The organism is Pelagimonas sp. (genome assembly GCF_058892305.1).
Genome location: NZ_JBZXVN010000034.1, coordinates 1 through 22,124, shown reverse-complemented (window position 1 = coordinate 22,124; position 22,124 = coordinate 1). Strand labels below are relative to the sequence as shown.

Below are 22,124 nucleotides of genomic sequence, written 5' to 3'. Positions count from 1 at the left end.
CTCCTAGAGACCGGGAATGATGTGATGGCCGAGACTTTGCCCAAACCAAGAAGCTTTCAGGAGATCATCCTGCGCCTCCAAACCTACTGGGCGTCAAAAGGTTGTGCGATTCTGCAACCTTACGACATGGAAGTTGGGGCAGGGACCTTCCATCCCGCGACCACCTTGCGCTCGCTCGGGACCAAGGCTTGGACGGCGGCTTATGTGCAACCGTCACGGCGCCCAACCGATGGTCGCTACGGTGAGAATCCGAACCGCCTACAGCATTATTACCAGTATCAGGTGATCATCAAACCAAGCCCGCCCGATTTGCAGGCGCTTTACCTTGGCTCTCTCAAGGCAATCGGCATCGATATGGCGCTGCATGATGTGCGCTTTGTCGAAGACGATTGGGAAAGCCCAACGCTCGGTGCTTGGGGTCTTGGCTGGGAAGTTTGGTGTGACGGTATGGAAGTCAGCCAGTTCACCTATTTTCAACAGGTCGGCGGCCATGATTGCACGCCGGTCTCGGGCGAGCTGACCTATGGTCTGGAACGTTTGGCGATGTATGTTCTGGGTGTTGATCACGTCATGGACATGCCGTTCAACGATCCACAATCACCAAGCCCACTGACCTACGGCGATGTGTTCAAACAGACTGAACAGGAATATTCGCGCTGGAACTTTGATGTGGCCGACACCGATGTGTTGCTGCGCCACTTTGAAGAGGCCGAGGCCGAATGCGCCAACATCATCGCCCAAGAACATGATGATCCCAAAACCGGCAAGCGCATCATCATGGTGCACCCGGCCTATGATCAGGCGATCAAAGCCTCCCATATCTTCAACCTGCTCGATGCGCGTGGCGTGATCTCGGTCACCGAACGTCAGGGCTATATCGGCCGTGTGCGGGCGCTCACCAAAATGTGCGCCGACGCCTTTGTGCTCACCGAAGCTGGTGGTTTCTCGGGGGGGCATGCGGCGTGAACGCAGGCAAACTCATTGGTGGGGGTATCGTTGTGAGTGCTTTGATTTTCGGTGCCGTTGTCTACTATATGCAAGTCTATCACTACTACGACGAAGTGAAGGCCAGCGGCACTAGCGACGTGCAAATGACGGTCATGGCCTCGGGCGAAGCCGAACCCATCCTGTACAACGATTTCAAAGCCATCGACGCCGAAAGCTCGCCTATTCGCTATCGCGCCTGTTTCACCACGCCGATGTCGTTTCCGATGCTGACCGAAACCTATGAAAACTACGAGGGTGCGGCTCCGAAAAACGCGCCCGATTGGTTTGACTGTTTTGATGCCGCCGCCATTGGGGCCGAGATCGAAGCCGGTACCGCGCTGGTCTTTGTCGGACAGCGCAATTTTGAATGGGGCATCGACCGTGTGGTTGCCATCACCGATGATGGGCGCGGCTATGTCTGGCACGAGATTAATCAATGTGGTGACAAAGCCTATGACGGCTCGCCACTGGGCAAAGATTGCCCGCCCCGAGATGAGGACTAACCGATGCCCGATTTGCTGATCGAACTGTTTTCCGAAGAAATCCCCGCGCGTATGCAAGGCAAGGCCGCGGCGGATTTGCAGAAACTGGTGACCGACGGACTGGTCGAGGCCGGTCTGACCTATGCGGGAGCACGGGCCTTTTCGACGCCGCGCCGGTTGACCTTGGCGCTTGATGGTTTGTTAGCCCAGTCGCCCACACAACGCGAAGAGCGTCGCGGCCCCAAGGTTGGTGCGCCGGACAAAGCACTCGAAGGGTTTATGCGTGGCGCAGGCGTCACCCGTGATCAGCTCGAAGAGCGTGAGGACAAAAAAGGTAGCTTTTATTACGCCACCGTGGTGACCGAAGGCCGCCCGGCGGCTGAGATTGTCGCCGAGGTTTTGGAAAAAACCATCCGCAATTTCCCATGGCCGAAATCCATGCGTTGGGGGGCGGGCGCGCTGCGCTGGGTGCGTCCATTGCATTCGATCCTGTGCATCTTGGTCGATGACGCGGGGGCCGAAGTTGTTCCGCTTGACGTTGATGGCATCAAGGCGGGGCAAACCACCCAAGGGCACCGTTTCTTGGGCGGTGACCCTTTTGAGGTCACCTCGTTTGAAGATTACGAAACCCGTCTCAAGCGCAACTTTGTTGTGCTGTCTGCCGATGAGCGCGCCGATGCGATCTGGAATGACGCCACCAATGCCGCCTTTGCGCTGGGCCTTGAAGTTGTTGAAGACAAAGGTCTTTTGCGCGAAGTCGCCGGTTTGGTCGAATGGCCGGTTGTGTTGATGGGTGACATTGATGACGAGTTTTTGGAGCTGCCGCCAGAGGTGCTCCAGACGTCAATGAAAGAGCACCAAAAGTTTTTCTCGGTACGCAACCCCAAGACCGAGCGCATCGAAAAATGGATCACCGTGTCCAACATCGAAACCGCCGACAATGGCGCGACGATCCTTGCCGGGAACCAAAAGGTTTTGGCGGCGCGTTTGGCGGATGCGAAATTCTTCTGGGAAAACGACCTGCGCGTGGCGCAACGTGAAGGGCTGTCTGCCTGGACAGACCGGTTGTCCAACGTGACCTTCCACCGTGAATTGGGCTCTCAGGCAGAGCGTATCGATCGCATCGCCGCCTTGGCGCGCGAGATTGCGCCCGCAGTGGGTGCAGATGCCGAACTGGCCGAGCAAGCCGCGCGTGTTGCCAAAGCCGATCTCAGCTCGGAAATGGTCTATGAATTCCCCGAACTTCAGGGGCTTATGGGGCGGTATTATGCTGAGGCTGCCGGTCTCGACACCTCGGTCGCCGCTGCCTGTGAGGAACATTATTCCCCGCTTGGCCCCTCTGACGACGTGCCCACCGCGCCAGTCTCGGTCGCTGTGGCCTTGGCCGATAAGCTCGATACGGTTTTCGGTTTTTGGCTAATCTCTGAGTTGCCAACCGGTTCGAAAGACCCTTATGCGCTTAGGCGTGCTGTGCTGGGGGTCACGCGGCTAATATCAGAAAACAAAGCACGCTTGTCGTTGATGAAACTAGCGGCATTTTGGTCGTCGCAAAGGTTTGAGTGGTACTATAGTTCCTTGCCCACAGGCTTATTGTCCGAAGCTGCGTTGGTTCGCAAACTTGAGGATGAGGAAGAGAAAAACGGAAAACTGTTTTCTAAGATTTCTTTTGCTTTGTTGGCGAAAGCGAACAAGAAAGAGGCTTCCGATCTGAGGCTTCAGGACTTTGATACTGAAGCGGCATGGGATGATGATATTTATTTCGTACCAAACGCATTCGATGCTCCATTTGGGCATGTAGAAAAACACGATTGGGAAGATCTGAATAGCGATGGAGTTAAGCTGTTCTGCGCCTACCGTCCAATTGCAGACCATTTACTTTCATTCGTTCACGAAAGGCTTAAAGTTTACCTGCGCGATGAAGGCATCCAATTTGATATTGTCGACGCCAGCGTCGGAATGGCTGGAAGCGATGACTTGTTGAAAGTGATTTCTGCTTGTAACGAGCTGGCGGCGTTTATGAAAACCGATGATGGGGAAAACCTTGTCCAGGGGTTCAAGCGCGCCAATAACATCCTGTCTCAGGCCGAGGAAAAGGATGGGGTGGAATATTCCTTTGGCGCGGATGTGAAATTTGCCGAGGAAGACAGCGAAAAGGCGCTCTTTGCGGCGCTGGACGCGGCTGAGGCCAAGATCACCCCAGCGATGCAGAGCGAAGATTTCGCCGCAGCGATGGAGGCCATGGCCTCGCTTCGTGCGCCGATTGACGCGTTTTTTGAAGCTGTTCAGGTCAATTCAGACAACGCCATCGTGCGCCGCAATCGTTTGAACCTCTTGTCACGCATCCGCACGATTTGTTCGCAGGTTGCGGACATGACAAAGCTTGAAGGGTAAAACACGGCTCGGGGTTTTCTAGGGCTGGTGGGGTAAAACCCCACCCTACGGATTTTTGAAAGGGCGGGGTTTTATCCCCGCCCTTTGGTGTTTTGGAGGCGTTTACCCACGCATTGCGTGATGTAACAGGATCGGCACCGCCAAATCCTCTTCATCCGACAGATGGCGGTTCAAAAAGCCGGCGATCCCGTCAACGGTTTCCCGAAGTTTTCCGGCCTCGTCAAACATCTGTGCGGGCTCTAGCGTTGCAAGCTGCACGATCCGATTTCCGGTCCGATTGAACTGATCCAAAAGCCCATCCAAAGCATCGTGATCCGCTTCTAACATCTCAAGCCCACGGGCAAAGCGCGGATCGGCGGCCTCCAACTCTGGAAAGAACGCGCGATCCTCCCAAGAATGATGGCCATGCAGGTTGTTGAACAACAGGTTGCCGAAATGCGCCAACCGGGCCGCATAGGTGCGATCTTCTAGCGCGTGCTCCAAGTAATCTTGCGTATCTTGCAAGATTTGCCCGGTCAGCCCGCGAAACATTTGGTGGGCTCCCATCCAGTTTTGAATGGAGCGTGCGAAATTCGGATGCTCTTGCCAGCCATCGCGTGGCAATATCCGCAGCAAAGCCTGCATCTCATCAGGCAGGCCCTGCCGTGTGGTGATGTCATATTGGGTCATGGCATCCAGATAGGCGTTCGTTATAATATAACAAACGTCGCTGGGCGCACAGTGATGGCGCGTAGCTGCTCAGCGCAGGCGCAGCAAACCCATCAAGGCGCGCCATTGCCCTAGGGCAAGACCGGCCAAGATCATGACAAGCGCGATGTAGAACCTAACGGGGAGGTCTTCGCCCAAGAGCCAAGCGCCATAGATCATCGCCCAGATTGGCACCTGATAATTGACCAATGTCATAAACACCGACCCCGCGCTTTGGATAACCCGGATGCGCAACAGGTTCATCGCAGCGGTTTGCATAAGGCCGAGCATCAAGATCGCGCCGCCGGGGCGGATGCCTTGCCAATCTGGCACGCCTTCGACCCATAACATCAAGGGGATCAACACCACTGCGCCAACAGCCAAGGTGAGAGCCGTCAAAGTGAGGGGCGCGACGGGCGGGCATTTGCGGGTGAGGATTGAGGACACCGAATAACAGAGTGCTGCTGCGAGACAGGCGAGTTGCGCCAAGGGGGCGGTGGATTGACCAAGCTCTAACAAGCCTGGGCCAATCAGGATCAAAGCACCGCAAAAGCCAAGGGCAACGCCCACCGCTCGGCGCGGGATCATCCGTTCATCACCCCAGAAATGCGCCAAAACCAAAACCATCAAGGGGATCGTGGCCATGGCCAAGCCGCCAAAGCTCGATGGAACATGTTGCAAGCCCCAGCTCAGAAGCAAAAACGGAACGGCAGTGCTGAGCAAACCCAAAGTGATGATAGAGCGCCACAGGCCGGGTTGTGGTGCGGGAAGGCCCTGACCGGCCAAAGGCATCGCGATCAGCAACACCAGCGCGCCAAGGCTTGTGCGCGCCGTGGCAACGGTGATTGGCCCATACCCTTCGAGCGCCACCGACATGAACATGAAGGCACTGCCCCAAACGAGGGCGAGAATGCAGATAGAGAGCCAGTCGGTGCGTGTCGCGGTGTCGGTCATTGGGCCTCAAAATGTTCATTTATTGCGATACGCCAGATGTCGTGCGCGACCTTGGGAGTGGAGCTGCGTTCCATGTGTCCGATTGCGCTCTTCTGGCTGCGAGTAAGCTTTTTGAAATCCGTTGGCCAACGCGCCAAGGACCTTCGAAACAGCTCCAAGGCTTCTTGGCTGTTGCCAAGTTCGGCATGTGCGATGGCGCGGGATCTCAATACCTTGTTTTTGCCCTTGGCTCTCTTGTGACCCGCGGGCGGGAGGACGTAATGAACGATCTTCGCTGTGGCATCGCTGCGATCACAGTAGTCCAAGCGTTCTTTGGGAGGCAGCTTAAGGTTGGAGCAATTCGTGCCGAACCAAGCAAACTGGGCCAAGTAAAGCCAAAGACCTAGGAAACCGATAGGGAACGAATATAAAATCAATTTGGCAAGCTTGTCAGCGTGCTGCTCACGATCGCGTTCTGAATACATTTGGCACCTCCACAAAACAAAAAAGGGTGCCCCAATATCTAGGGCACCCCTTGTTTGACTAGGTTACGGTTCAAACCGCAAGGCGCTTAGTTGCGCTCTTTGTCAACCATTTTGCCAGCAGAGATCCACGGCATCATGCCGCGCAGTTTTTCGCCGGTGGCTTCGATCTGGTGCTCGTCGTTGTGACGGCGGGCGGCTTTGATGGTTGGCTGACCAACCGCATTTTCCAGCATGAAGTCGCGTACGAATTTGCCGTCCTGAATATCGGTCAGAACGTCTTTCATGCGGGCTTTGGTTTCGTCATAATTGAGGATACGTGGGCCGGTGACATACTGGCCGTATTCCGCAGTGTTGGAGATCGAGTAATCCATGTTGGCGATGCCGCCTTCATAGATCAGGTCAACGATCAGCTTCACTTCGTGCAGGCATTCGAAATAGGCCATCTCAGGGGCGTAACCCGCTTCGACGAGTGTTTCGAAACCACAGCGGATCAGTTCAACCAGACCGCCGCACAGAACCGCTTGTTCGCCGAACAGATCGGTTTCACATTCTTCGCGGAAGTTGGTTTCGATGATGCCCGAGCGGCCGCCACCGATGGCGGAGCAATAGGACAGGCCGATTTCCAGCGCTTTGCCGGTTGCGTCGCGATCAACCGCAACAAGGCAAGGCACGCCGCCGCCTTTGGTGTATTCGCCGCGCACGGTGTGACCGGGGCCTTTGGGGGCCATCATGATCACGTCGATGCCTTCTTTGGGCTCGATCAGACCAAAGTGGACGTTCAGGCCGTGGGCGAATGCGATGGCAGCGCCTTCACGGATGTTGTCGTGAACGTATTTCTTGTAGGTTTCGGCCTGCAATTCGTCGGGCATTGTGAACATGATCACATCGGCCCAAGCGGCGGCTTCGGCGATACCCATGGTCTTAAGGCCTTCGCCTTCGGCTTTTGCAATCGAAGGGGAGCCTTCGCGCAGCGCAACAACAAGGTTCTTCGCGCCACTGTCGCGCAGGTTCAGCGCGTGGGCGTGGCCTTGCGAGCCGTAGCCTAGAATGGCAACTTTTTTGTCTTTGATGATGTTCACGTCGCAATCGCGGTCGTAGTAAACGCGCATGATAATCTTCCTTGTCAGCGTGTTGATGTTTGGTTGAGGGTCACAATAGGGGTTTTGCGCCGGTGAAAACAGCAAAACACACAGGGTTTCAATCTAAATCGGAGTTTTCATGCGCCATATTCGGTGATATGTGGGATTTCATGCTTGATGACACCGATCGGCGCATTCTGCGCTACTATCAATCCGATCCCGAAGCCCCCGCCGCACGGTTGGCCGAATCCGCCGGTGTGACGGCCACGACGCTATCGCGCAGGTTGGATCGGATGCGCGACACCGGTGTTCTCAAGGGCGTGCGCAATGTCATCAACTGGCCTGCGCTTGGCTATGAGGTCGAGGTCTCCTTGCGCGTCACGCTAGATAAAACCGAGGCCCGTGCCTTTGATGAATTTATCCCGGCGGCGCGTCTTGTGCCCGAAGTCATTGAAATTCAAACCTTCCTCGGACAGGTTGATGTTCGTCTGTCGGTGATTGCCCGCGACATGGCGCATTACCAGCAGCTCTATCGCGACCAACTTTTGGTGCTTCCCCATATCAATGACATCGAAGCCCTGATGCAGGTTGCCCGCGTCAAAGGGCAAGAGGCGCTGCCGATATGACAAAGCCCAGTTTTTCAGGCGATTGGAAAGGCGGCTTCGGTTCCACCCTCCCAATTGGGCACATATTGCGCCATGAGCATGGTCGTAGTTGGACCCGTTTTCATGCGCTCCCCGGTTCAAAGCGCTACGCAGACACGACGCAAGACCAGCATGTTATTCTTAAACGTGCCGAAGCGTTGTCCAATGATCTCTTTGATGGCTGCGCAGATTTGTGGCTAGTGTCTGTTGTGTTTCTGTTCGGGACAGACGCACCTAAGACGATCACTCTGGCCAACGATACCCTTGTCCTTGAGTTGCAATCCTGTGCCTCTCCGACGGCAGACACTTTTGACGATGACGTAACCAGTATCGGCATTTACGCCAAAACGGTGGATCTGAATTGTCAGGGGCTGCGGCTTCTTTGGCGTGAAATTGCAGAGGACGTCAAAAGAGCACTGCTATTCGATCCGGTTAGCCACAGAGTATTTGCGCCCTACGATGGAGGGTTTGACCTTTTCCTAGAATCGGGCGCGCCCAAAAGGGATTTCGAAGCCAAGTTCCCTGATTGGATGCCAAACACGGGGGGCAATTGTGGTTGATCTTGATGACATTGATCGCGCATTGATCCGGGCATTGGCCGAAGACGCGACGCGCAACGCCGGAGCCTTGGGACGTGACCTTGGTCTGTCGCAACCGGCCTGTTGGCGACGGATTAAACGCCTTAAAGAGGCGGGGGTGTTTCGCGGCACCCGGCTTGAGGTTGATGCCGCCGCTTTGGGGTTTGGCGTCACGGTGTTTTTGGGGGTGAAACTTGCCACCAAGGGGCGCGTGTCTTTGGAAGACTTTGAACGCGCTGTCACCGCGATCCCCGAGGTGCAGACCGTGGAACACGTCCTTGGCCTCTATGATTATCGCTTGCGCGTTGTCGCTCGTGATATTTCCGATTTCGAACGGGTGCTGCGCCGCCGAGTGATGACCTTACCGGGTTTGGGCAATGTTGAGGCAAATGTGCTGTTGTCCGAAGAACGCCGCCCCGGACCAATCTGAGCTGCTTGGGTAACTGTGTTGAAATAGATTGAGAGTATTGGAGATGGTACATCCGTCCCGATCAACTTTGGAAGCCAAGCCTTCACCTGATCATGCCTTTTATCAGGTGATTCAAGGCGCTTATCGGGCGTTTTCCTGTCAGACGCCCATTGCGACGGGGGGTTGTATCGACTGTTGTATGGAGCCAGAGATCGAAGCCGATTTTCCGATCCCTCCGATTGCTGACCTGCCGGATGACGTTTTGAAACACAAATTGTGGCGTGACTGGGGGCGGTATTCGCATCGGATATGGTTGACGGCATTCTGGGAGGGCTCGGAAAAAGAGTGCGCTTTGGGGTTCTACACCTCGCAAGCACTTTATGACCGTGTTGTTGCTGTGGCACTCGAGGACAAAAGCGCCCCTGAATTGGCGCAAAAGGCGATGGTGGTCTCGGATGTTATCTGTGCCGCCGCAGATTGGGCGACCCACTGATTCATTGCCTGCTTGCGCATCCCGTCCGTGCGAGCGAAGTTGGGAGAAATGAATTCCAACAATAGGCTAAACCATGGCGTTGCTTGACAATGTAGACCCCAACGGGCTCGAAGAATTTTCGGTTGTCTTTACCGACCGCTCCCTCAATCACATGTCCGCCGCCTTCCAACAGGTGATGCGCGACATCTCTGGCATGTTGAAAGAGGTCTACAAGGCGGATGCGGTGGCCTTGGTGCCCGGTGGCGGGACCTTTGGGATGGAAGCGGTGGCCCGTCAATTTGGCCGCAATGCCAATGTTTTGGTGGTGCGCAATGGCTGGTTCTCGTTCCGTTGGAGCCAGATTTTCGATGCCGGTGAATTTGCCGACTCTACCGAAGTGATGAAAGCCCGCCGCACTGGAAATGGCGTTGATGCGCCCTTTGCACCGGCCCCGATCGAAGAGGTCGAGGCTAAGATTGCCGAGTTGAAACCCGATCTGGTTTTTGCTCCGCATGTTGAGACATCCTCTGGGATGATCTTGCCGGACGATTATATCACCCGCATGGCCGCCGCGGCACACGCGGTTGGTGCGTTGATGGTACTCGATTGCATCGCCTCTGGCTGTGCCTGGGTCGACATGCAGGCCACCGGTGTCGATGTGTTGATTTCGGCCCCGCAAAAGGGTTGGTCTTCGACCCCCTGCGCCGGGTTGGTGATGATGTCGGAACGTGCCGTGGCGCGGATGGGCGAAACGGAGTCCGATAGCTTTGCCGTTGATCTCAAGAAGTGGCACAGCATCATGGCGGCCTATGAGGGCGGTGGACATGCCTATCACGCAACCATGCCGACCGAAGGGTTGGTGATGTTTCGCGACGCGATGATCGAGACCCGTGATTATGGGTTTGAAAAGCTGCGTGAGGCGCAGTTTGAGCTTGGCAATACTGTGCGCGCGATCTTGGCCGACAAAGGTGTCCGTTCGGTCGCGGCAGACGGATTTGGCGCGCCGGGCGTTGTGGTCAGCTATACAAGTGATCCAGAAGTCCAATCCGGGCGTGCCTTTGCGGCGCGGGGGATGCAGATTGCCGCCGGTGTTCCGTTGCAATGCGATGAGGGCGAGGGGTTTTCGACCTTCCGACTTGGCTTGTTCGGCTTAGACAAGCTTTATGACGTGGATGCGACCGTGGCGCGGTTGCGCAACGTATTGGACGAGGTTCTTTAACCCCGCTGGGGGCGTGGCCCGACCGCCGATGGCGACACCCCCCGGAGTTTATTTGGCAAGATGAAGCAAAGGGCTTGGCTTAGCCCTTTGCCCCCAGACCAAGCTGCATCAAGGTTTTGCGAACCGGTTTAACACTATAGAGCGCATTTAGCGCAGCGGCACGGGTGTCGCGCAGCAACGGATTGGACAGCATTGACGTTTTGTTGAGCACGGTGATGCCAGCGACCCGGGCGCGGATATCGGTGATGCGCGCGCGATGATAGGCGTCGAGCATTTTGGTATCTCCCAAAGTGTCCCGGTTGGCGATGGCAAGGTCGCGCAGGGCTGTGATGTCCTTGAGGCTCATATTGAGGCCCTGTGCGCCGATGGGCGGGACAACATGCGCGGCCTCGGCAATAAGAGCGATGCGCTGGCCGTTTAAGTGGGCGGCTTCTTGGGCGATAATCGGCCAGATGGTGCGTTGTGACGCAATTTTCAGCGGGCCAAATAGATGGCAACTGCGTGTTGTCATCGCGTCTTCGAGGTCTTCGTCAGAAAGCGCCATCAAAGCTTCGGCTTTGGGGCCTTCTTCCATCCAAACTACGGCTGAAGATGGTCGACCGTCGAAATCTGGCAGTGGCACGAGGGTGAACGGGCCGCCAGTGCGGTGAATTTCGGTCGACACATTGTCATGAGGAATGGGGTGGGTGACGGCAAAGGCCAACGCCTTTTGACCGAACCGCGTGGTTTTCACATCTATGCCAGCCGCCTTGCGCATCGGCGATTGACGTCCATCGGCGGCGATGACCAAACGGGTGCGCACACGGGTGCCATCGGACAGGCCAACACGCGCCTCGGCTTCGCGGGTGAAAAGCGTGGTTGTGGCGGTGCCGGGGCGAAAATCGACATTGGGAAGCGCGTCAAGTTGCGCAGCCATTTCACGGCGGAGCAGCCAGTTGGGCAGGTTCCAGCCAAAAGGCAAATCCGAAATGTCGGAGGCGTTGAAATCCTTGGTGACCCTTGGTTCCGGCTCGGGTCCGCCCGCATCGACAATCCGCATGGTTTGAAGCGGCATGGCGTGATCGGCCAGGCGAGTCCAAAGACCGGTTTCCTCTAGAAATGCCTGAGCGGGCTGTAAAAATGCCGTGGTGCGCAGATCGGCACCGGCGGTTTCACGATCGGTGACAGGCGGCATTGGGTCAAGGCAAAGCACCGAAAACCCGGCCCGTGCAAAGGTGGCGGTTGCGGTCAGACCGGCAATCCCGCCACCTGAAATTACGATGTCAAAATCCATGGCGGCCTCATCTGTCGTCTTCTTGCCCGATTATGTAGGGCAGGGAGAGGCAAAGTGCCATGCGGCCAATTCGATTTTGACCTAGCCACCGACCATGATGATCAGCAAGGTGATGAAAATCACCGGAACCAAGGCCACTGCAGTCATGGACAGTCCGGCCAGACCAAACAGGGCAGTGTTAACAGCCAAGAGGGCAACAAGCGCCAGCGCGATGAGATAGGCCCATTTTTCCGTGGCGGCGGTTTTGTCTTCGGCGGTGTCGATGGCTGTAGCAGCGGCGTCGGTCATGGGTGTCTCCATTGGTTGAGCCTCTCACCTAGTTGAAAATGCTGCGATGCGGCATTAGCAAAAGGTCGCAGATTCGGTTTTGTGATTAGCTAGGTTAATTGCGCGAGAAACTGATTGAGATTGTCCGTGTGGTGATGAATGTGATCCGCGGGGGCCGCGGTCGGAGCGACATGCACGGTCCGCATGCCCATTGCATGAGGGGCCGCCAAATTCTGTGGATCATCTTCGAACATTGCCGCTGTTTCGGGGGATAAGCCGTCCAAATTGAACACACGTTCAAACGCTTGGGCCTCGGGTTTGGGCGAATAACCGGCATGTTCAACGCCATAGATCGCATCAAAAGCGGCGTCCAATCCGCGGGCTTCTAGGACGCGCACTGCGTAGGGGGCACTCCCATTTGTATACACGATACGGCGGCCGGGGAGATCTTGGATCAGATTGGCCAGATAGGGATCAGGTTCTAACACGTCAAAGGAAATATCGTGTACTTCATGTAGATACCCGTCGGGGTCGATGTCATGATCGCGCATTAACCCGGCAAGCGTTGTGCCGTGGTCGCGCCAATAGTCGCGACGCAGTTGATCTGCCATGGCCTCGTCGACGCCAAGGGCGCGCATCACAAACGCAGTCATTTTGACTTCGATCTGAGGAAACAGCTCTTGGCTTGGCGGATATAGGGTGTTGTCGAGGTCAAACACCCAAGTTCGGATATGATCAAAAAAGTGCTTTGGCATGAGACTCGTTTACGGCAGGGGCGGCCTTCTGGCAATGCACCGCTTGAAACTTGGGCTATGCCGCGCGTAACGTGGCGCAAAGCGACAAGGAGAGGCGCGATGAGTCAGGAAAAAATGAGTCACGTCAAGGGCAACAAAGATGCCTATACACTGATCCTGGAGGCGATTGATGGCGGCTTGTACCGACCTGGGGATAGGCTTGTCGAAAGTGAGCTGGCCGAACGGTTTGGTGTGTCACGCACGCCGATCCGCGAGGCACTGCAACGTCTGGAAACGCAGTCTTTATTGGCGCGTGATGGCCGTTCCTTGATTGTGGCGTCGCTGGATCATAATCAAATGGCCGAACTTTACGCCGTGCGCACCGAGCTAGAGGGGCTCGCGGCGCGGTTGGCGGCGCGTCATGCCACCGAAGAAGAGGTGCAGGTTCTACGTGACATGGTCGAAGAGGATCGCGCGCTTATGGATAAGCCGCAGGCCCTTGCCCGTGCCAATCGTCGGTTTCACACGATGATCCACAAGGCGTCGCACAATCGGTTTTTGGTTCAGCAGTTGGATCTTGTCCATCGCTCTATGGCGTTGATGGCGACAACGTCCTTGGCGGCAGAAGGGCGGGGTGAAGACGCCTTGTCGGAGCACAATGCCATTGTGGATGCGATTGCGAGACGAGACGAGGATGCGGCGTATCAGGCGCTACGCGATCATATCTCGGTGGCTTTTGTGACACGTCTGAAATTAGATGCCAGCCAGCAGATGGATTGAGAGGCGGGGCCACCTAGTGGTGGTTCAAATCGCCACCTGGCTCGTCAGGCTCGGAATGGCCATGCTCGGTTTTATCCCAATAAAACGGGTTGGTTAGGGTTTCCCAGATTGCCTTGTATGCGGCGATGGTTCCCAATGGAAAATAAGCGAATAGCGTTGGAACCCAAGGGATCAGGCTGCGATGTGGGCTTCGTGAGATTGCGGCGTAGCCGATAAGAATGGTGATCGCCTCAGCGAATAAAAAGAGACCGGTGAGAATTTTGGCTTGGGTAACGTCCAAAATACCATTCAAGGGATGGGGCAGACCAAACAGGATGAGCCAAAAAGACCACAGGACCGGGGCCATGGTGAATTGCACAAGGGTTGTGAGAAATATCAGCTGTACACCTGCAAATTTCCATCCACCCAAATCAGCGTATAATTTTCGCGGGTTGCGAGTGTGAACCCACCACGTAATGCCATAGCCCTTGAGCCAACGTGAGCGTTGTTTGACCCAGGGCCAAAACCGATTGTTGGCCTCTTCGCGCGTCACGGTTTGGATCAATTCGGTGCGATACCCATGTCGCGCCAATCTGATGCCCAAATCGGCGTCTTCGGTGACGTTATGGGCATCCCAGCCACAGACGTCCTCAAGAGCATGACGGCGAAAGAAAACCGTCGTCCCGCCCAATGGAACCGCAAACCCTAGCCGCGACAAGCCGGGCAATAGAACCCGAAACCAGCTTGCGTATTCAACGGCAAAGCACCGCGACAGCCAATTGGCGCGCGGATTGTAGAAATCAAGAATCCCTTGCAAACAGCCAACCTCGGCTGGGGCACTATGAAAACGCTGAACGACTTTGTTGATCTGGTCGGGGGCGGGCGCGTCTTCGGCGTCATAAATGCCGACGATGTCGCCTCTGGTGAACCGGAATGCGTAATTCAAAGCCCTCGGTTTGGTCATTATCTCGCCAGGTGGCACTTTGATTGTACGAAACCATGGTGGCAATTGTGTTCGAGCTAGTGTGTCTAGGGTTGTGGTGTCCTCTTCCTCAAGGACCAACACAATGTCCAACAAGGATTTGGGGTAGGTTAAGCGGGACAACCGTTTGACCAAGGTTCCTGCGATCTGCTTTTCCCGAAACAGGGGAACAAGGATCGACACGCGAGGCGGTGTTTCAGGCAAGGTTGTCGGATGTACAGGCTGTTGTTTGGGCAGAGCCAGAAACGCCGCAACCTTGAGGCCCTGTGCAAGGATCAGCGAGGTCAAAGCAAGGATCAAAGCGCCAGAAAAGAACACAACCGGTTGCCAATATAGGAGGGTAAAACACACTACAGCAGCGACCATAGACAGGTAGCGCGCGCCCTTTGTGCCGGCGCTGAAGTCCCGACAACTTGCCTCGTCCGGGACCCAACATTCTGCATGACGTGCCAAAGCTGCGCCATGTTGTGCAGCGATTTCGTCGTGAATATCGGCCTCTTGGGTCACAGCCATCATCACCGGGCCAATGCCCGGCGGCAATTCGGGTAGCAGGGCTTCAAACTGATCCGGACGTGAGGTTGCCAACACCAAGGTTTCGCCGATACGCATCCATGGATAGACCCCTTTTTCGAGGCAGAAGGACGCCGGCAGCACCCCAACCAGATCTTCGGATGGGGGGTGTATGTCACGCCTTAGGGCCAAGGCTCCGTAATGCTGGGCCTGTGCCTCAAGCACTTCTTTACGTGAGACGATCGCTTCGGCGGCAACGACATGATCAAGGGGTTGTTTGAGCCGATCAGCCTCAGCAAGTGCGCCAAGCATGACGCGTGGCGCAACTTTTCCATTTTCAGTCAAGATATGACTGACAGGTTGGCCGCGTTTGCTGCCTGCTTGCGTCAGCAAGCGTTCCGCCATGTCGAGACGTTGCGTGCTCATAACCCTACCGCTTCAAAGCTTGTAGGAAAATGGCACGCAAAGCGTTAAAAGTTGGTTAATTTTTGCCCGTTGACCTTAGGCCATCGACGCGGCAAATCGCTCAAAAAGGTAAAAACTGTCTTGAGGCCCGGGCGAGGCCTCTGGGTGCTGTTGCACAGAGAACACAGGCCGGTCCTGAAGGCGAATACCACAGTTCGAACCATCAAACAGCGAGACATGCGTTTCAACCACACCATCAGGCAGGCTTTGGGCATCCACGGCAAACCCGTGGTTCATCGAGGTGATTTCAACCTTGCCTGTGTCATGTTCTTTGACCGGGTGATTGGCCCCATGGTGACCGTGGTTCATTTTGATGGTCTTTGCGCCAAGGGCCAAGGCCAACATCTGATGCCCAAGACAAATCCCAAAGAGCGGCAGCTCGGTTTTATCAAGCAGTTCTTTGATCATTGGAACGGCGTATTCGCCGGTCGCGGCAGGGTCACCGGGGCCGTTGGACAGAAACACACCATCTGGATTGTGGGACATGATGTCGTCAAAGGTGGCGGAGGCGGGTAAGACCATTACATCACAACCCGCAGAAGCGAGGCAGCGCAGGATGTTGCGTTTCGCGCCGAAATCCACCGCGACAACCTTGTGTTTGGGGTCTTTCTGACGGGGGTAACCATCCGGCCAAGCCCACCGCATTTCGTCCCAGCGATAACTCTGAGCACAGGTCACATCTTTGGCCAGATCAAGCCCCTCAAGACCCGCAAAGGCACGGGCCTTGGCGACCAGCGCTTCGATATCGAAATTGCCATCTGGGTCATGGGCAAGGGCCACATGGGGCGCGCCTTGTTGACGAATGGCGCGGGTCAATCGACGGGTATCAACACCGCCAATGGCAATCCGCCCGCGCGACGCAAGCCACTCCGAAAGCTCAGACACCGCGCGCCAGCTTGAACTCTGGGTTGGGGCCCATTTTACAACCATGCCCTCGGCCACCGGATCGCCGGTTTCGTCATCCTCAGGTGTGGTGCCTGTGTTGCCGATATGGGGAAAGGTAAAGGTCACGATCTGCCCGGCATAAGACGGGTCGGTCATGATTTCCTGATAGCCGGTCATCGCTGTGTTGAAACACAATTCGGCGGTGGTTTGTCCGGTCGCGCCAAACCCCTGTCCCATGAAAATGGTTCCATCAGCAAGCGCTAGGCATGCGGTTGGTTTGGTCTGGGCAGCAGACATGTCGACTCTCCGGGCATTTGGCAAATTGCGCGGAAACTACGGTGCGGCGCGGGCAGGGTCAAGGGGGCAGGTGAAATGAATAATCGTTTTAAAACAGTGTATTAACTTGATGCTCTGGACTGTTGCCATGTTGGGAGGCTTGGGGTAGGTTTCGGGCTTGGGCCAGAAACGAGGCCCGACAATGGGGACGGGGTAGCTCATGGAACTGCGTGCACGCGTTATGGCGTCGATAAAACAAGCGATGAAGGACAAGGCCACGGCCCGTCTCTCGACGCTGAGGCTGATCAGCGCAGCGGTCAAGGATCGCGATATTGCGGCTCGGGCCGAGGGGAATGATGACGGGGTGGATGACACCGAAGTCTTGGCAATCCTTGGCAAAATGGTCAAACAGCGCCGCGAGAGCGCGCGCACCTATGAAGAGGGCAACCGGCTTGATCTGGCTGAGCGCGAGCTCGCAGAGATTGAGGTGATCGAAGAGTTTCTCCCCAAAGCGCTAAGTGATGCCGAAGTCGACAAAGCCGTCGCTGCTGCGGTGAGCGAAGTCGGTGCAGAATCAATTCGCGACATGGGGCGTGTCATGGGCGCGCTCAAGGCGAAATATACCGGTCAGATGGATTTTGGTTCGGTTGGGCCAAAAGTCAAAGAGCGTCTTGCCGCTGGTTAACTTGGTGCCAGCCCAACTGGACTGACATGGTTTAAGCGTCGGGTTGCGGAAACCCTTCGGCGATTTCGGCCAATGCGTCGGGATCGTCGATGCGAAACCGTTCGACAAAGCGGGTCTTGAAACCGACCCGTCCGCGCCGCGCGCCAAAATTCTCACCATGATTTAAGACGTAAAGCACCGCCGGCATCGACAGCGGTGCAAGGCTGTGCCCGGCCAAATCGGCCAAATAGGGAAACATCCTGTGTTCATGCGCCGTCATGGCGCGCAAAAATGCGGTGCTTTGCGGAAGAGCCGGGTCATGGGCGATGGCCGCGCAAGACCCGCAGAGTTTCCAGAACGGTTTGCGCAAGGGTTCCTTGAACGTCGGTGCATCCGCCAAGGCGATCACCCCGGTGCCCGCATCCATGACATACCCCGCCTCAACCAGATAGCCGCCAGGGGCCTGACGGGTCAGCATTTCGTTAACAACGCCCTGTCGCAGCAGATCATCGGCGTCAAAGCTCATCACATAGCCGGGCGCCAAATCCATATTTGGCAAATGATCACAAAGCGCCGCCAGTTTGCGCCACTTGTCGTTACCGGGTTCGGGGTCGTCAAAGGGCAAATAGCTGATGCGCGGATCATCGGGGAGCGTTGGGCGTTCCTGACAACAGATCACCGCATTCCAATGCGGATTGTCCTGCGTCAACACGCATTGCAGCGTCGCGTTCAGGCGCTCAACAACGGCGGGCCAATCCCCGACATGATGCGGGCCGACTAGCGGGATGAGGAATGTCACCTGTTTGCGTTGTGGTGGCACATAATGCGCCTCTTCGGCGCGCAATTCCAAGGCGGCGATTTCACTTTCGACCGGGTTCAGGCGGATCATCAACCGGGTCACCCCCAACGCCGCCGCGAGTTTGAGCGCCGCACGGTGGGTTTTTGATGTCGCGGGGGCCTGAGCCATAGTGCACCATTTATATCAGGGATGCGCCATCTGGCGAATCCGGTCGCTGAGTTCGGCAAAAAGCGCCGTCCTCTCGTCTTCGCTCAGAAACGCGCCAAGCTCAACCTCTCGTCCACCGCCTTTTAGGGTCACATAGTTGGGAACCGGCCCGCCGGTTGGGTGCAAGGACAGTTTGACCCAATAGGTCTGTGCCTCCCAACTCTGGCTCTCGCCTTTTGTCGGGGTGTGGGTCAGGCGGGTCATGTCCGGGGTTAGGGTCAGCACTTCGATAATCTGGCGATCGCGACCATTTTTGCGCAGCGCATAGTAAAGCGCGGCCGTTGCCGCCAACATAAAGGGCAACAACCCCCAAAACAATTTGGTCCCCATCACCGCGATCAACGGCATCGATGCAAAGAGAAAGAACCCCAAAATCATCGCCGCAAACCCCTCGGGCTTGAGCGCATTATAGGGCCACAAGTGCAACTCGGCGTGGTCAGGGGAAGGGGGCGTGTCGGTCCAGCGATAAGGCATAGGAGCGAAATTAATACATTCACCATGGATGTTAAGGGACAAGGTGCCGCGCCTTGCCCCCAAGGGAGGGGCGTTTACCCGGCACAAGCCGCGTTGAAATGCTCGACAAACAGCAAATCCCAGCTTCCGCCATAGCCCTGATACATCATCTCGGCCATGTCTTCGTAGCCTTCCCAATTGTGGTGGTTTAGCTCAACTTGCGTTTCGCTGGCGCTAATCGGGGTAAAGGTCACGTCGACATGCCCGGTTTTGTCCTCGGGCAGGCCCATGTGAAAGGTCATCTGCAAAAACGCATGTGGCTCGAATTTCACAAAGGTGCCCCAATGCCATTCTTCGTCATCAAGGGCCGTTTCAACAATGCGGCCGCCTTCGCGGGCCTCGACCGTTAGTTTTTTCGCCGGGCCACCGGCGCGCATCAGCGACATGGAGCGTTTTTCCAACGGCCACCAGCTTGCCATATCGACAAAGATGTCGAAGGCTTTGTCCTGTGAACAGGGGACCGTGATGGTTTTGACAATCGGTTCCAACATGAGATGTCCTTCTTAATTGGGTTTTGTGCGGCGGCGGACTTCGGCGGCATAGGCCCCCAAAGCGTCGCCCCAAAATTGATCGAGATAGTCCCGCAAAACCGCCAATCCAGCGGTGTCGAGGTGGTAGATGCGCCGCGTGCCCTGCGCCTCGGCGCGAACCAACTGCGCCTCTGACAACACTTTCAGGTGTTGGCTGACGGCTGGCCGGCTGATGGGTTGGGTTTTGGCAAGTTCTGCGACGCTACGCGGCTGAGCCGCCACCGCCTCAAACAACGCGCGCCGGGTCGGATCGCTTAGCGCGGTTAGGGTTTTTTGCGACGGCGAATCTCTGTTAGTCATGACTTACCGTAAGTCACAGCTAACCTTTTGGTCAAGAGTTCTTTGTCGCGACGAAAAGCTTGGGGTGGAGTAGGTGCTAAGTGATCAGAGCCAAAACGCTTGGATAAGCTGGCCGCCAAAGGACGTCGCCCCCCGGTGTTGAGGTGCAAAGTGCGTTGGCCTAGGGTGTCGATCACAGGAAGATAACAGCGGAAAGCACAGGGATCATGATTGCCTATGTCACTGTCGGCGCCGATGACATCGCGCGTGCCAAGCGGTTCTACAATGCGGTGCTTCCGGCTTTGGGCTACAGTCTCAAAGAAGGGCCCGAGGGGTTAAGCTATGCCTTGCCCGTCGAGGCGGGGCAGCGCCCGGTGCTGCCAGATTTCTATGTCAAACCAACCTTTGATGGTCGCCCAGCGTCGGCGGGCAATGGGGCGATGGTGGCCTTTGAAGCCCTTAATCAAAAACAAGTGCGTGACCTTCACGCCGCAGCGCTTGAAGAGGGCGGAGCCGATGAGGGGCAGCCGGGATTTCGCGCTGCCTATGGGCCGAGCTTTTACATTGGCTATCTGCGTGATCCGCAAGGCAACAAAATCGCGCTGTTTTCCAGCAACCCAAACGAACCGGGACGCGATGGATAACGCCTGACTGCTGCCTCACGCATCCTTTGTTCGCAACTTATGCGACTAAGCCCCGGCTTGAACCGCCTATTTGGGTGGCTTGTTCCACTGATTTCCCGCCGCTTCCCAAGCTTTGTAGCGTTTGCGATACTCTTGCAATTCGCGCGTCGGGAGGGGGTCGCGCGGATCGCCACTTAGCGTATAGGCCATGCCTTCGATATACCATTTTGGCAGTTTATAGCTTGCCTGCCGTACGCCGAATTGTTCGTTCTGGATGTGGTGGATCATTTCATGGCGCAGCGTATAGCCATGCCAGCCATCTTCGCGGATCAAAATCCCAAAGGTACCAAGGGTGAGCGCCTGACTGTGATCATCGCCAAACTGTGCCGAACAGGATTTTGTTGAACAAAAGAGAATGCGTGGGCGGTTTTTGAACGGAACAAGCTGCCCCTGCACGGTGCGCGCCGCATCGGTATAAAGACGTTCGGCCTTTTGCCGTTGTGCAACATCTTCCAAACAGATCGACGCGCTGACACAGGTCAGGCCATAGACCTCCGGAGCGAGAATGCGCCCGGCTTTGTCAGGCGTGCAGGCCGCAAGCACCATCGCCACCCCACAAACCCAAATTGTACTTTTAAACATATGCCCAAGACCCATTGTCCGCGTCGTTTCAAGGCGAGTGTGTCAAACAACGCCTGAATTGACCATGGCGGATTTAGCGCGGCTGAACCTGCCATTTGGTTGTGCACCATGTGCGCTCTTCCGAGCTTTGCTCGGCAACGGAAAGGCAGGTTTTGTTAAAGACCTGCAAGCCAAAAAAGGACACCGCGCAGGCGATGGCAATCAATGAAAACAACGTAAGCTCCCCCAAAGCCGCGCGGTTTGGGTGTGAGTTGCGCCGCCACAGCACCATGGAAAGGGCGAAAGGCGAGAAAAAGATCAAGCCTTGGACAAGGATAGATCGGGGCGGGGTTCGCCATGCTCCATACTCTACCGGGATCACCATTTCGGTGACGAATATCCACGACATAAGCGCAAGAAAACCGAGCCAGATGACTTTGGCCCAGATGCTTTTTGGAAAGACCGGGAGAAGGAAGAGCGCACATGTTCCGCACAGGCCGACCAGTGCGATGAAGAGAACAGAGAAGGCGGGGATTAACATGGGCATCGCCAGTTAGGAATGGATGACCTGTCTTTGCCAGACAGGGAAGGGCATGACCATGACAAGGGTCAAGACATCAGGTTGAACTGGGGCTTTCAGCGAAGGGCAGCCCCAGTTGATCGGCAACGTTGCGCCAATTGTAAGCGAGCTCTTCCTCGACTTCACGCGGGATGACAACACTTTTGTTGGCATAAAAAAACATCCAACCCAGCGGAAATCGTGGCCGCAGGGATCAAGGGAGCGGTATCAACGATGACAGGTGCACTGGGACGTAGATCCTTAAGCTCATCGAAGTCGGCAGCTGTTCGCAAGTCGGTATTCATCGCTTGCACAGTTCCGGATGACGCGTCTGACTCGTAGCTTTCAGCAAGGTTTACTTCAGCCATCTTTACTGCTCCTTACCGAAAACTTGAAAGATCATGGTGGCAAGTGGGGTGACGCCCGACATTGGTTTTGTCGCAAAGATGGCCTTTGCGTATGCTTTCATATACTCAGGAGCTTCTCCTTCTTTTGGCCATGTCTTCCAAATTCTGTTAAACGCAATGCTATCCTCAGGGTTTTGTTCGGCAGCCTCCAAAAGCGCGACTTTCAAATCAGGACACTCGTCCATCAGGTGCACAATATGCTGTGCAAGCACTGCAATCTCTGTCTCGGTTATGGTGCGAGAAAGTGCCTGTCTACGCTGAGACTTGAGCGACTGATACCGTTCAGCGCCATTGGCGTTGGCACGCAAATTTTGCACTTCGCTTGGAAGGACAAGAGGCTGACTGTAGTATTCAACAATTGTCTCGAACGACATCATATTTCGCGGTTTTTCTAGTTCTCTGGGA

The 22,124-nt window shown here is 55.9% G+C and carries 28 protein-coding genes; 11 read left to right on the top strand and 17 right to left on the bottom strand.

Features of this window, described 5'->3' with window-relative positions; genetic code table 11:
* The first annotated feature begins 24 nt into the window (after window positions 1-24).
* Genes AC5EFR_RS14495 through glyS form a run of 3 tightly spaced genes read left to right on the top strand, consistent with a single transcriptional unit; the run spans window position 25 to window position 3,860 of the window.
* Window positions 25-966 (top strand): glycine--tRNA ligase subunit alpha, encoded by a 942-nt coding sequence (locus AC5EFR_RS14495; protein ID WP_493576501.1) that lies wholly within the window; start codon window positions 25-27, stop codon window positions 964-966.
* Between the two features lie 32 nt (window positions 967-998).
* Window positions 999-1,490: a DUF6446 family protein gene (locus tag AC5EFR_RS14490; RefSeq protein WP_493576500.1), complete on the top strand. Its 492-nt coding sequence runs from the start codon at window positions 999-1,001 to the stop codon at window positions 1,488-1,490.
* A 3-nt stretch (window positions 1,491-1,493) separates the two neighbouring features.
* Window positions 1,494-3,860, top strand: a complete 2,367-nt coding sequence (gene glyS, locus AC5EFR_RS14485) for a glycine--tRNA ligase subunit beta (protein WP_493576499.1) — start codon at window positions 1,494-1,496, stop codon at window positions 3,858-3,860.
* A 102-nt stretch (window positions 3,861-3,962) separates the two neighbouring features.
* On the opposite strand, the gene AC5EFR_RS14480 is transcribed toward glyS, so the two are convergent.
* The 4 genes from AC5EFR_RS14480 to ilvC form a co-directional block, all read right to left on the bottom strand.
* Entirely contained in the window at window positions 3,963-4,529 is a 567-nt protein-coding gene (locus AC5EFR_RS14480) for a hemerythrin domain-containing protein (protein WP_493576498.1), read from the bottom strand.
* A gap of 69 nt (window positions 4,530-4,598) precedes the next feature.
* Window positions 4,599-5,501, bottom strand: a complete 903-nt coding sequence (locus AC5EFR_RS14475) for a DMT family transporter (protein ID WP_493576497.1) — start codon at window positions 5,499-5,501, stop codon at window positions 4,599-4,601.
* Window positions 5,498-5,965, bottom strand: coding sequence for a hypothetical protein (locus tag AC5EFR_RS14470; RefSeq protein ID WP_493576496.1), 468 nt, complete (start codon window positions 5,963-5,965; stop codon window positions 5,498-5,500). Before AC5EFR_RS14470 ends, AC5EFR_RS14475 begins: the two co-directional genes overlap by 4 nt.
* An 86-nt stretch (window positions 5,966-6,051) precedes the next feature.
* Complete coding sequence (ilvC, locus tag AC5EFR_RS14465) at window positions 6,052-7,074, bottom strand: ketol-acid reductoisomerase (RefSeq protein ID WP_299933435.1); 1,023 nt, start codon at window positions 7,072-7,074, stop codon at window positions 6,052-6,054.
* A 140-nt stretch (window positions 7,075-7,214) separates the two neighbouring features.
* Between ilvC and AC5EFR_RS14460 the strand changes: the two genes are divergently transcribed.
* From AC5EFR_RS14460 to AC5EFR_RS14440, 5 genes are all read left to right on the top strand, one after another.
* Window positions 7,215-7,670 carry an Lrp/AsnC family transcriptional regulator gene (locus AC5EFR_RS14460; protein ID WP_299927927.1) on the top strand — a complete coding sequence of 152 codons (456 nt, stop codon included), beginning with the start codon at window positions 7,215-7,217 and terminating at the stop codon, window positions 7,668-7,670.
* Window positions 7,667-8,248: a DUF3885 domain-containing protein gene (locus tag AC5EFR_RS14455; protein ID WP_493576495.1), complete on the top strand. Its 582-nt coding sequence runs from the start codon at window positions 7,667-7,669 to the stop codon at window positions 8,246-8,248. Before AC5EFR_RS14460 ends, AC5EFR_RS14455 begins: the two co-directional genes overlap by 4 nt.
* A complete protein-coding gene (locus tag AC5EFR_RS14450; protein WP_493576494.1) occupies window positions 8,241-8,696 on the top strand; it encodes an Lrp/AsnC family transcriptional regulator in 456 nt (151 codons plus the stop codon). The genes AC5EFR_RS14455 and AC5EFR_RS14450 overlap by 8 nt, the downstream gene beginning before the upstream one ends.
* A gap of 43 nt (window positions 8,697-8,739) precedes the next feature.
* Complete coding sequence (locus AC5EFR_RS14445; protein ID WP_493576493.1) at window positions 8,740-9,168, top strand: hypothetical protein; 429 nt, start codon at window positions 8,740-8,742, stop codon at window positions 9,166-9,168.
* Between the two features lie 73 nt (window positions 9,169-9,241).
* Window positions 9,242-10,366 carry an aminotransferase class V-fold PLP-dependent enzyme gene (locus AC5EFR_RS14440; protein WP_493576492.1) on the top strand — a complete coding sequence of 375 codons (1,125 nt, stop codon included), beginning with the start codon at window positions 9,242-9,244 and terminating at the stop codon, window positions 10,364-10,366.
* 79 nt (window positions 10,367-10,445) lie between these two features.
* Here the strand turns inward: AC5EFR_RS14440 and AC5EFR_RS14435 are convergent, their stop codons facing one another.
* The 3 genes from AC5EFR_RS14435 to AC5EFR_RS14425 all read right to left on the bottom strand — a co-directional run bounded on the left by AC5EFR_RS14435 (window position 10,446) and on the right by AC5EFR_RS14425 (window position 12,661).
* On the bottom strand, window positions 10,446-11,639 hold the full coding sequence (locus AC5EFR_RS14435; RefSeq protein ID WP_493576491.1) for a UbiH/UbiF family hydroxylase: 1,194 nt from the start codon (window positions 11,637-11,639) through the stop codon (window positions 10,446-10,448).
* 81 nt (window positions 11,640-11,720) lie between these two features.
* The gene (locus tag AC5EFR_RS14430; protein ID WP_493576490.1) at window positions 11,721-11,927 is read right to left on the bottom strand and encodes a hypothetical protein; all 207 of its coding nucleotides are present in this window, start codon (window positions 11,925-11,927) and stop codon (window positions 11,721-11,723) included.
* An 89-nt stretch (window positions 11,928-12,016) separates the two neighbouring features.
* A complete protein-coding gene (locus AC5EFR_RS14425; protein ID WP_493576489.1) occupies window positions 12,017-12,661 on the bottom strand; it encodes a pyrimidine 5'-nucleotidase in 645 nt (214 codons plus the stop codon).
* A gap of 99 nt (window positions 12,662-12,760) precedes the next feature.
* Between AC5EFR_RS14425 and AC5EFR_RS14420 the strand changes: the two genes are divergently transcribed.
* Window positions 12,761-13,420, top strand: a complete 660-nt coding sequence (locus tag AC5EFR_RS14420; protein ID WP_493576488.1) for a GntR family transcriptional regulator — start codon at window positions 12,761-12,763, stop codon at window positions 13,418-13,420.
* Window positions 13,421-13,433: 13 nt separating this feature from the next.
* On the opposite strand, the gene AC5EFR_RS14415 is transcribed toward AC5EFR_RS14420, so the two are convergent.
* Window positions 13,434-15,317 carry a glycosyltransferase gene (locus AC5EFR_RS14415; protein ID WP_493576487.1) on the bottom strand — a complete coding sequence of 628 codons (1,884 nt, stop codon included), beginning with the start codon at window positions 15,315-15,317 and terminating at the stop codon, window positions 13,434-13,436.
* A 75-nt stretch (window positions 15,318-15,392) separates the two neighbouring features.
* The gene (gene carA, locus AC5EFR_RS14410) at window positions 15,393-16,538 is read right to left on the bottom strand and encodes a glutamine-hydrolyzing carbamoyl-phosphate synthase small subunit (RefSeq protein ID WP_493576486.1); all 1,146 of its coding nucleotides are present in this window, start codon (window positions 16,536-16,538) and stop codon (window positions 15,393-15,395) included.
* 199 nt (window positions 16,539-16,737) lie between these two features.
* Between carA and AC5EFR_RS14405 the strand changes: the two genes are divergently transcribed.
* Window positions 16,738-17,202, top strand: coding sequence for a GatB/YqeY domain-containing protein (locus AC5EFR_RS14405; protein WP_493576485.1), 465 nt, complete (start codon window positions 16,738-16,740; stop codon window positions 17,200-17,202).
* A gap of 31 nt (window positions 17,203-17,233) precedes the next feature.
* Here AC5EFR_RS14405 and AC5EFR_RS14400 read toward each other — a convergent pair whose 3' ends face one another.
* The 4 genes from AC5EFR_RS14400 to AC5EFR_RS14385 are packed head-to-tail and all read right to left on the bottom strand — an operon-like array spanning window position 17,234 to window position 19,530.
* Entirely contained in the window at window positions 17,234-18,148 is a 915-nt protein-coding gene (locus tag AC5EFR_RS14400; protein WP_493576484.1) for a hypothetical protein, read from the bottom strand.
* Between the two features lie 15 nt (window positions 18,149-18,163).
* The gene (locus AC5EFR_RS14395) at window positions 18,164-18,703 is read right to left on the bottom strand and encodes a DUF2244 domain-containing protein (RefSeq protein WP_493576483.1); all 540 of its coding nucleotides are present in this window, start codon (window positions 18,701-18,703) and stop codon (window positions 18,164-18,166) included.
* Between the two features lie 32 nt (window positions 18,704-18,735).
* A complete protein-coding gene (locus AC5EFR_RS14390; RefSeq protein ID WP_493576482.1) occupies window positions 18,736-19,191 on the bottom strand; it encodes an SRPBCC domain-containing protein in 456 nt (151 codons plus the stop codon).
* A 12-nt stretch (window positions 19,192-19,203) separates the two neighbouring features.
* Window positions 19,204-19,530, bottom strand: a complete 327-nt coding sequence (locus AC5EFR_RS14385) for an ArsR/SmtB family transcription factor (protein WP_493576481.1) — start codon at window positions 19,528-19,530, stop codon at window positions 19,204-19,206.
* Window positions 19,531-19,736: 206 nt separating this feature from the next.
* Between AC5EFR_RS14385 and AC5EFR_RS14380 the strand changes: the two genes are divergently transcribed.
* Window positions 19,737-20,153 (top strand): VOC family protein, encoded by a 417-nt coding sequence (locus AC5EFR_RS14380; protein ID WP_493576480.1) that lies wholly within the window; start codon window positions 19,737-19,739, stop codon window positions 20,151-20,153.
* Window positions 20,154-20,219: 66 nt separating this feature from the next.
* On the opposite strand, the gene AC5EFR_RS14375 is transcribed toward AC5EFR_RS14380, so the two are convergent.
* From AC5EFR_RS14375 to AC5EFR_RS14360, 4 genes are all read right to left on the bottom strand, one after another.
* The gene (locus tag AC5EFR_RS14375; RefSeq protein WP_493576479.1) at window positions 20,220-20,774 is read right to left on the bottom strand and encodes a hypothetical protein; all 555 of its coding nucleotides are present in this window, start codon (window positions 20,772-20,774) and stop codon (window positions 20,220-20,222) included.
* A 73-nt stretch (window positions 20,775-20,847) separates the two neighbouring features.
* Window positions 20,848-21,300, bottom strand: a complete 453-nt coding sequence (locus tag AC5EFR_RS14370; RefSeq protein WP_493576478.1) for a hypothetical protein — start codon at window positions 21,298-21,300, stop codon at window positions 20,848-20,850.
* A 155-nt stretch (window positions 21,301-21,455) separates the two neighbouring features.
* On the bottom strand, window positions 21,456-21,680 hold the full coding sequence (locus AC5EFR_RS14365; RefSeq protein WP_493576477.1) for a hypothetical protein: 225 nt from the start codon (window positions 21,678-21,680) through the stop codon (window positions 21,456-21,458).
* Between the two features lie 2 nt (window positions 21,681-21,682).
* The coding region (locus AC5EFR_RS14360; protein ID WP_493576476.1) for a hypothetical protein at window positions 21,683-22,124 on the bottom strand (442 nt) is incomplete at its 5' end.

What these genes read in the sequence shown, in the direction of transcription:
- AC5EFR_RS14495 (WP_493576501.1), top strand. Translation starts at nt 25, where the DNA reads ATGGCCGAGACTTTGCCCAAACCAAGAAGCTTTCAGGAGATCATCCTG.
- glyS (WP_493576499.1), top strand. Translation starts at nt 1,494, where the DNA reads ATGCCCGATTTGCTGATCGAACTGTTTTCCGAAGAAATCCCCGCGCGT.
- AC5EFR_RS14480 (WP_493576498.1), bottom strand. Translation starts at nt 4,529, where the DNA reads ATGACCCAATATGACATCACCACACGGCAGGGCCTGCCTGATGAGATG.
- AC5EFR_RS14475 (WP_493576497.1), bottom strand. Translation starts at nt 5,501, where the DNA reads ATGACCGACACCGCGACACGCACCGACTGGCTCTCTATCTGCATTCTC.
- AC5EFR_RS14470 (WP_493576496.1), bottom strand. Translation starts at nt 5,965, where the DNA reads ATGTATTCAGAACGCGATCGTGAGCAGCACGCTGACAAGCTTGCCAAA.
- ilvC (WP_299933435.1), bottom strand. Translation starts at nt 7,074, where the DNA reads ATGCGCGTTTACTACGACCGCGATTGCGACGTGAACATCATCAAAGAC.
- AC5EFR_RS14460 (WP_299927927.1), top strand. Translation starts at nt 7,215, where the DNA reads ATGCTTGATGACACCGATCGGCGCATTCTGCGCTACTATCAATCCGAT.
- AC5EFR_RS14455 (WP_493576495.1), top strand. Translation starts at nt 7,667, where the DNA reads ATGACAAAGCCCAGTTTTTCAGGCGATTGGAAAGGCGGCTTCGGTTCC.
- AC5EFR_RS14445 (WP_493576493.1), top strand. Translation starts at nt 8,740, where the DNA reads ATGGTACATCCGTCCCGATCAACTTTGGAAGCCAAGCCTTCACCTGAT.
- AC5EFR_RS14440 (WP_493576492.1), top strand. Translation starts at nt 9,242, where the DNA reads ATGGCGTTGCTTGACAATGTAGACCCCAACGGGCTCGAAGAATTTTCG.
- AC5EFR_RS14435 (WP_493576491.1), bottom strand. Translation starts at nt 11,639, where the DNA reads ATGGATTTTGACATCGTAATTTCAGGTGGCGGGATTGCCGGTCTGACC.
- AC5EFR_RS14430 (WP_493576490.1), bottom strand. Translation starts at nt 11,927, where the DNA reads ATGACCGACGCCGCTGCTACAGCCATCGACACCGCCGAAGACAAAACC.
- AC5EFR_RS14425 (WP_493576489.1), bottom strand. Translation starts at nt 12,661, where the DNA reads ATGCCAAAGCACTTTTTTGATCATATCCGAACTTGGGTGTTTGACCTC.
- AC5EFR_RS14420 (WP_493576488.1), top strand. Translation starts at nt 12,761, where the DNA reads ATGAGTCAGGAAAAAATGAGTCACGTCAAGGGCAACAAAGATGCCTAT.
- AC5EFR_RS14415 (WP_493576487.1), bottom strand. Translation starts at nt 15,317, where the DNA reads ATGAGCACGCAACGTCTCGACATGGCGGAACGCTTGCTGACGCAAGCA.
- carA (WP_493576486.1), bottom strand. Translation starts at nt 16,538, where the DNA reads ATGTCTGCTGCCCAGACCAAACCAACCGCATGCCTAGCGCTTGCTGAT.
- AC5EFR_RS14405 (WP_493576485.1), top strand. Translation starts at nt 16,738, where the DNA reads ATGGAACTGCGTGCACGCGTTATGGCGTCGATAAAACAAGCGATGAAG.
- AC5EFR_RS14400 (WP_493576484.1), bottom strand. Translation starts at nt 18,148, where the DNA reads ATGGCTCAGGCCCCCGCGACATCAAAAACCCACCGTGCGGCGCTCAAA.
- AC5EFR_RS14390 (WP_493576482.1), bottom strand. Translation starts at nt 19,191, where the DNA reads ATGTTGGAACCGATTGTCAAAACCATCACGGTCCCCTGTTCACAGGAC.
- AC5EFR_RS14385 (WP_493576481.1), bottom strand. Translation starts at nt 19,530, where the DNA reads ATGACTAACAGAGATTCGCCGTCGCAAAAAACCCTAACCGCGCTAAGC.
- AC5EFR_RS14380 (WP_493576480.1), top strand. Translation starts at nt 19,737, where the DNA reads ATGATTGCCTATGTCACTGTCGGCGCCGATGACATCGCGCGTGCCAAG.
- AC5EFR_RS14375 (WP_493576479.1), bottom strand. Translation starts at nt 20,774, where the DNA reads ATGTTTAAAAGTACAATTTGGGTTTGTGGGGTGGCGATGGTGCTTGCG.
- AC5EFR_RS14370 (WP_493576478.1), bottom strand. Translation starts at nt 21,300, where the DNA reads ATGCCCATGTTAATCCCCGCCTTCTCTGTTCTCTTCATCGCACTGGTC.
- AC5EFR_RS14365 (WP_493576477.1), bottom strand. Translation starts at nt 21,680, where the DNA reads ATGGCTGAAGTAAACCTTGCTGAAAGCTACGAGTCAGACGCGTCATCC.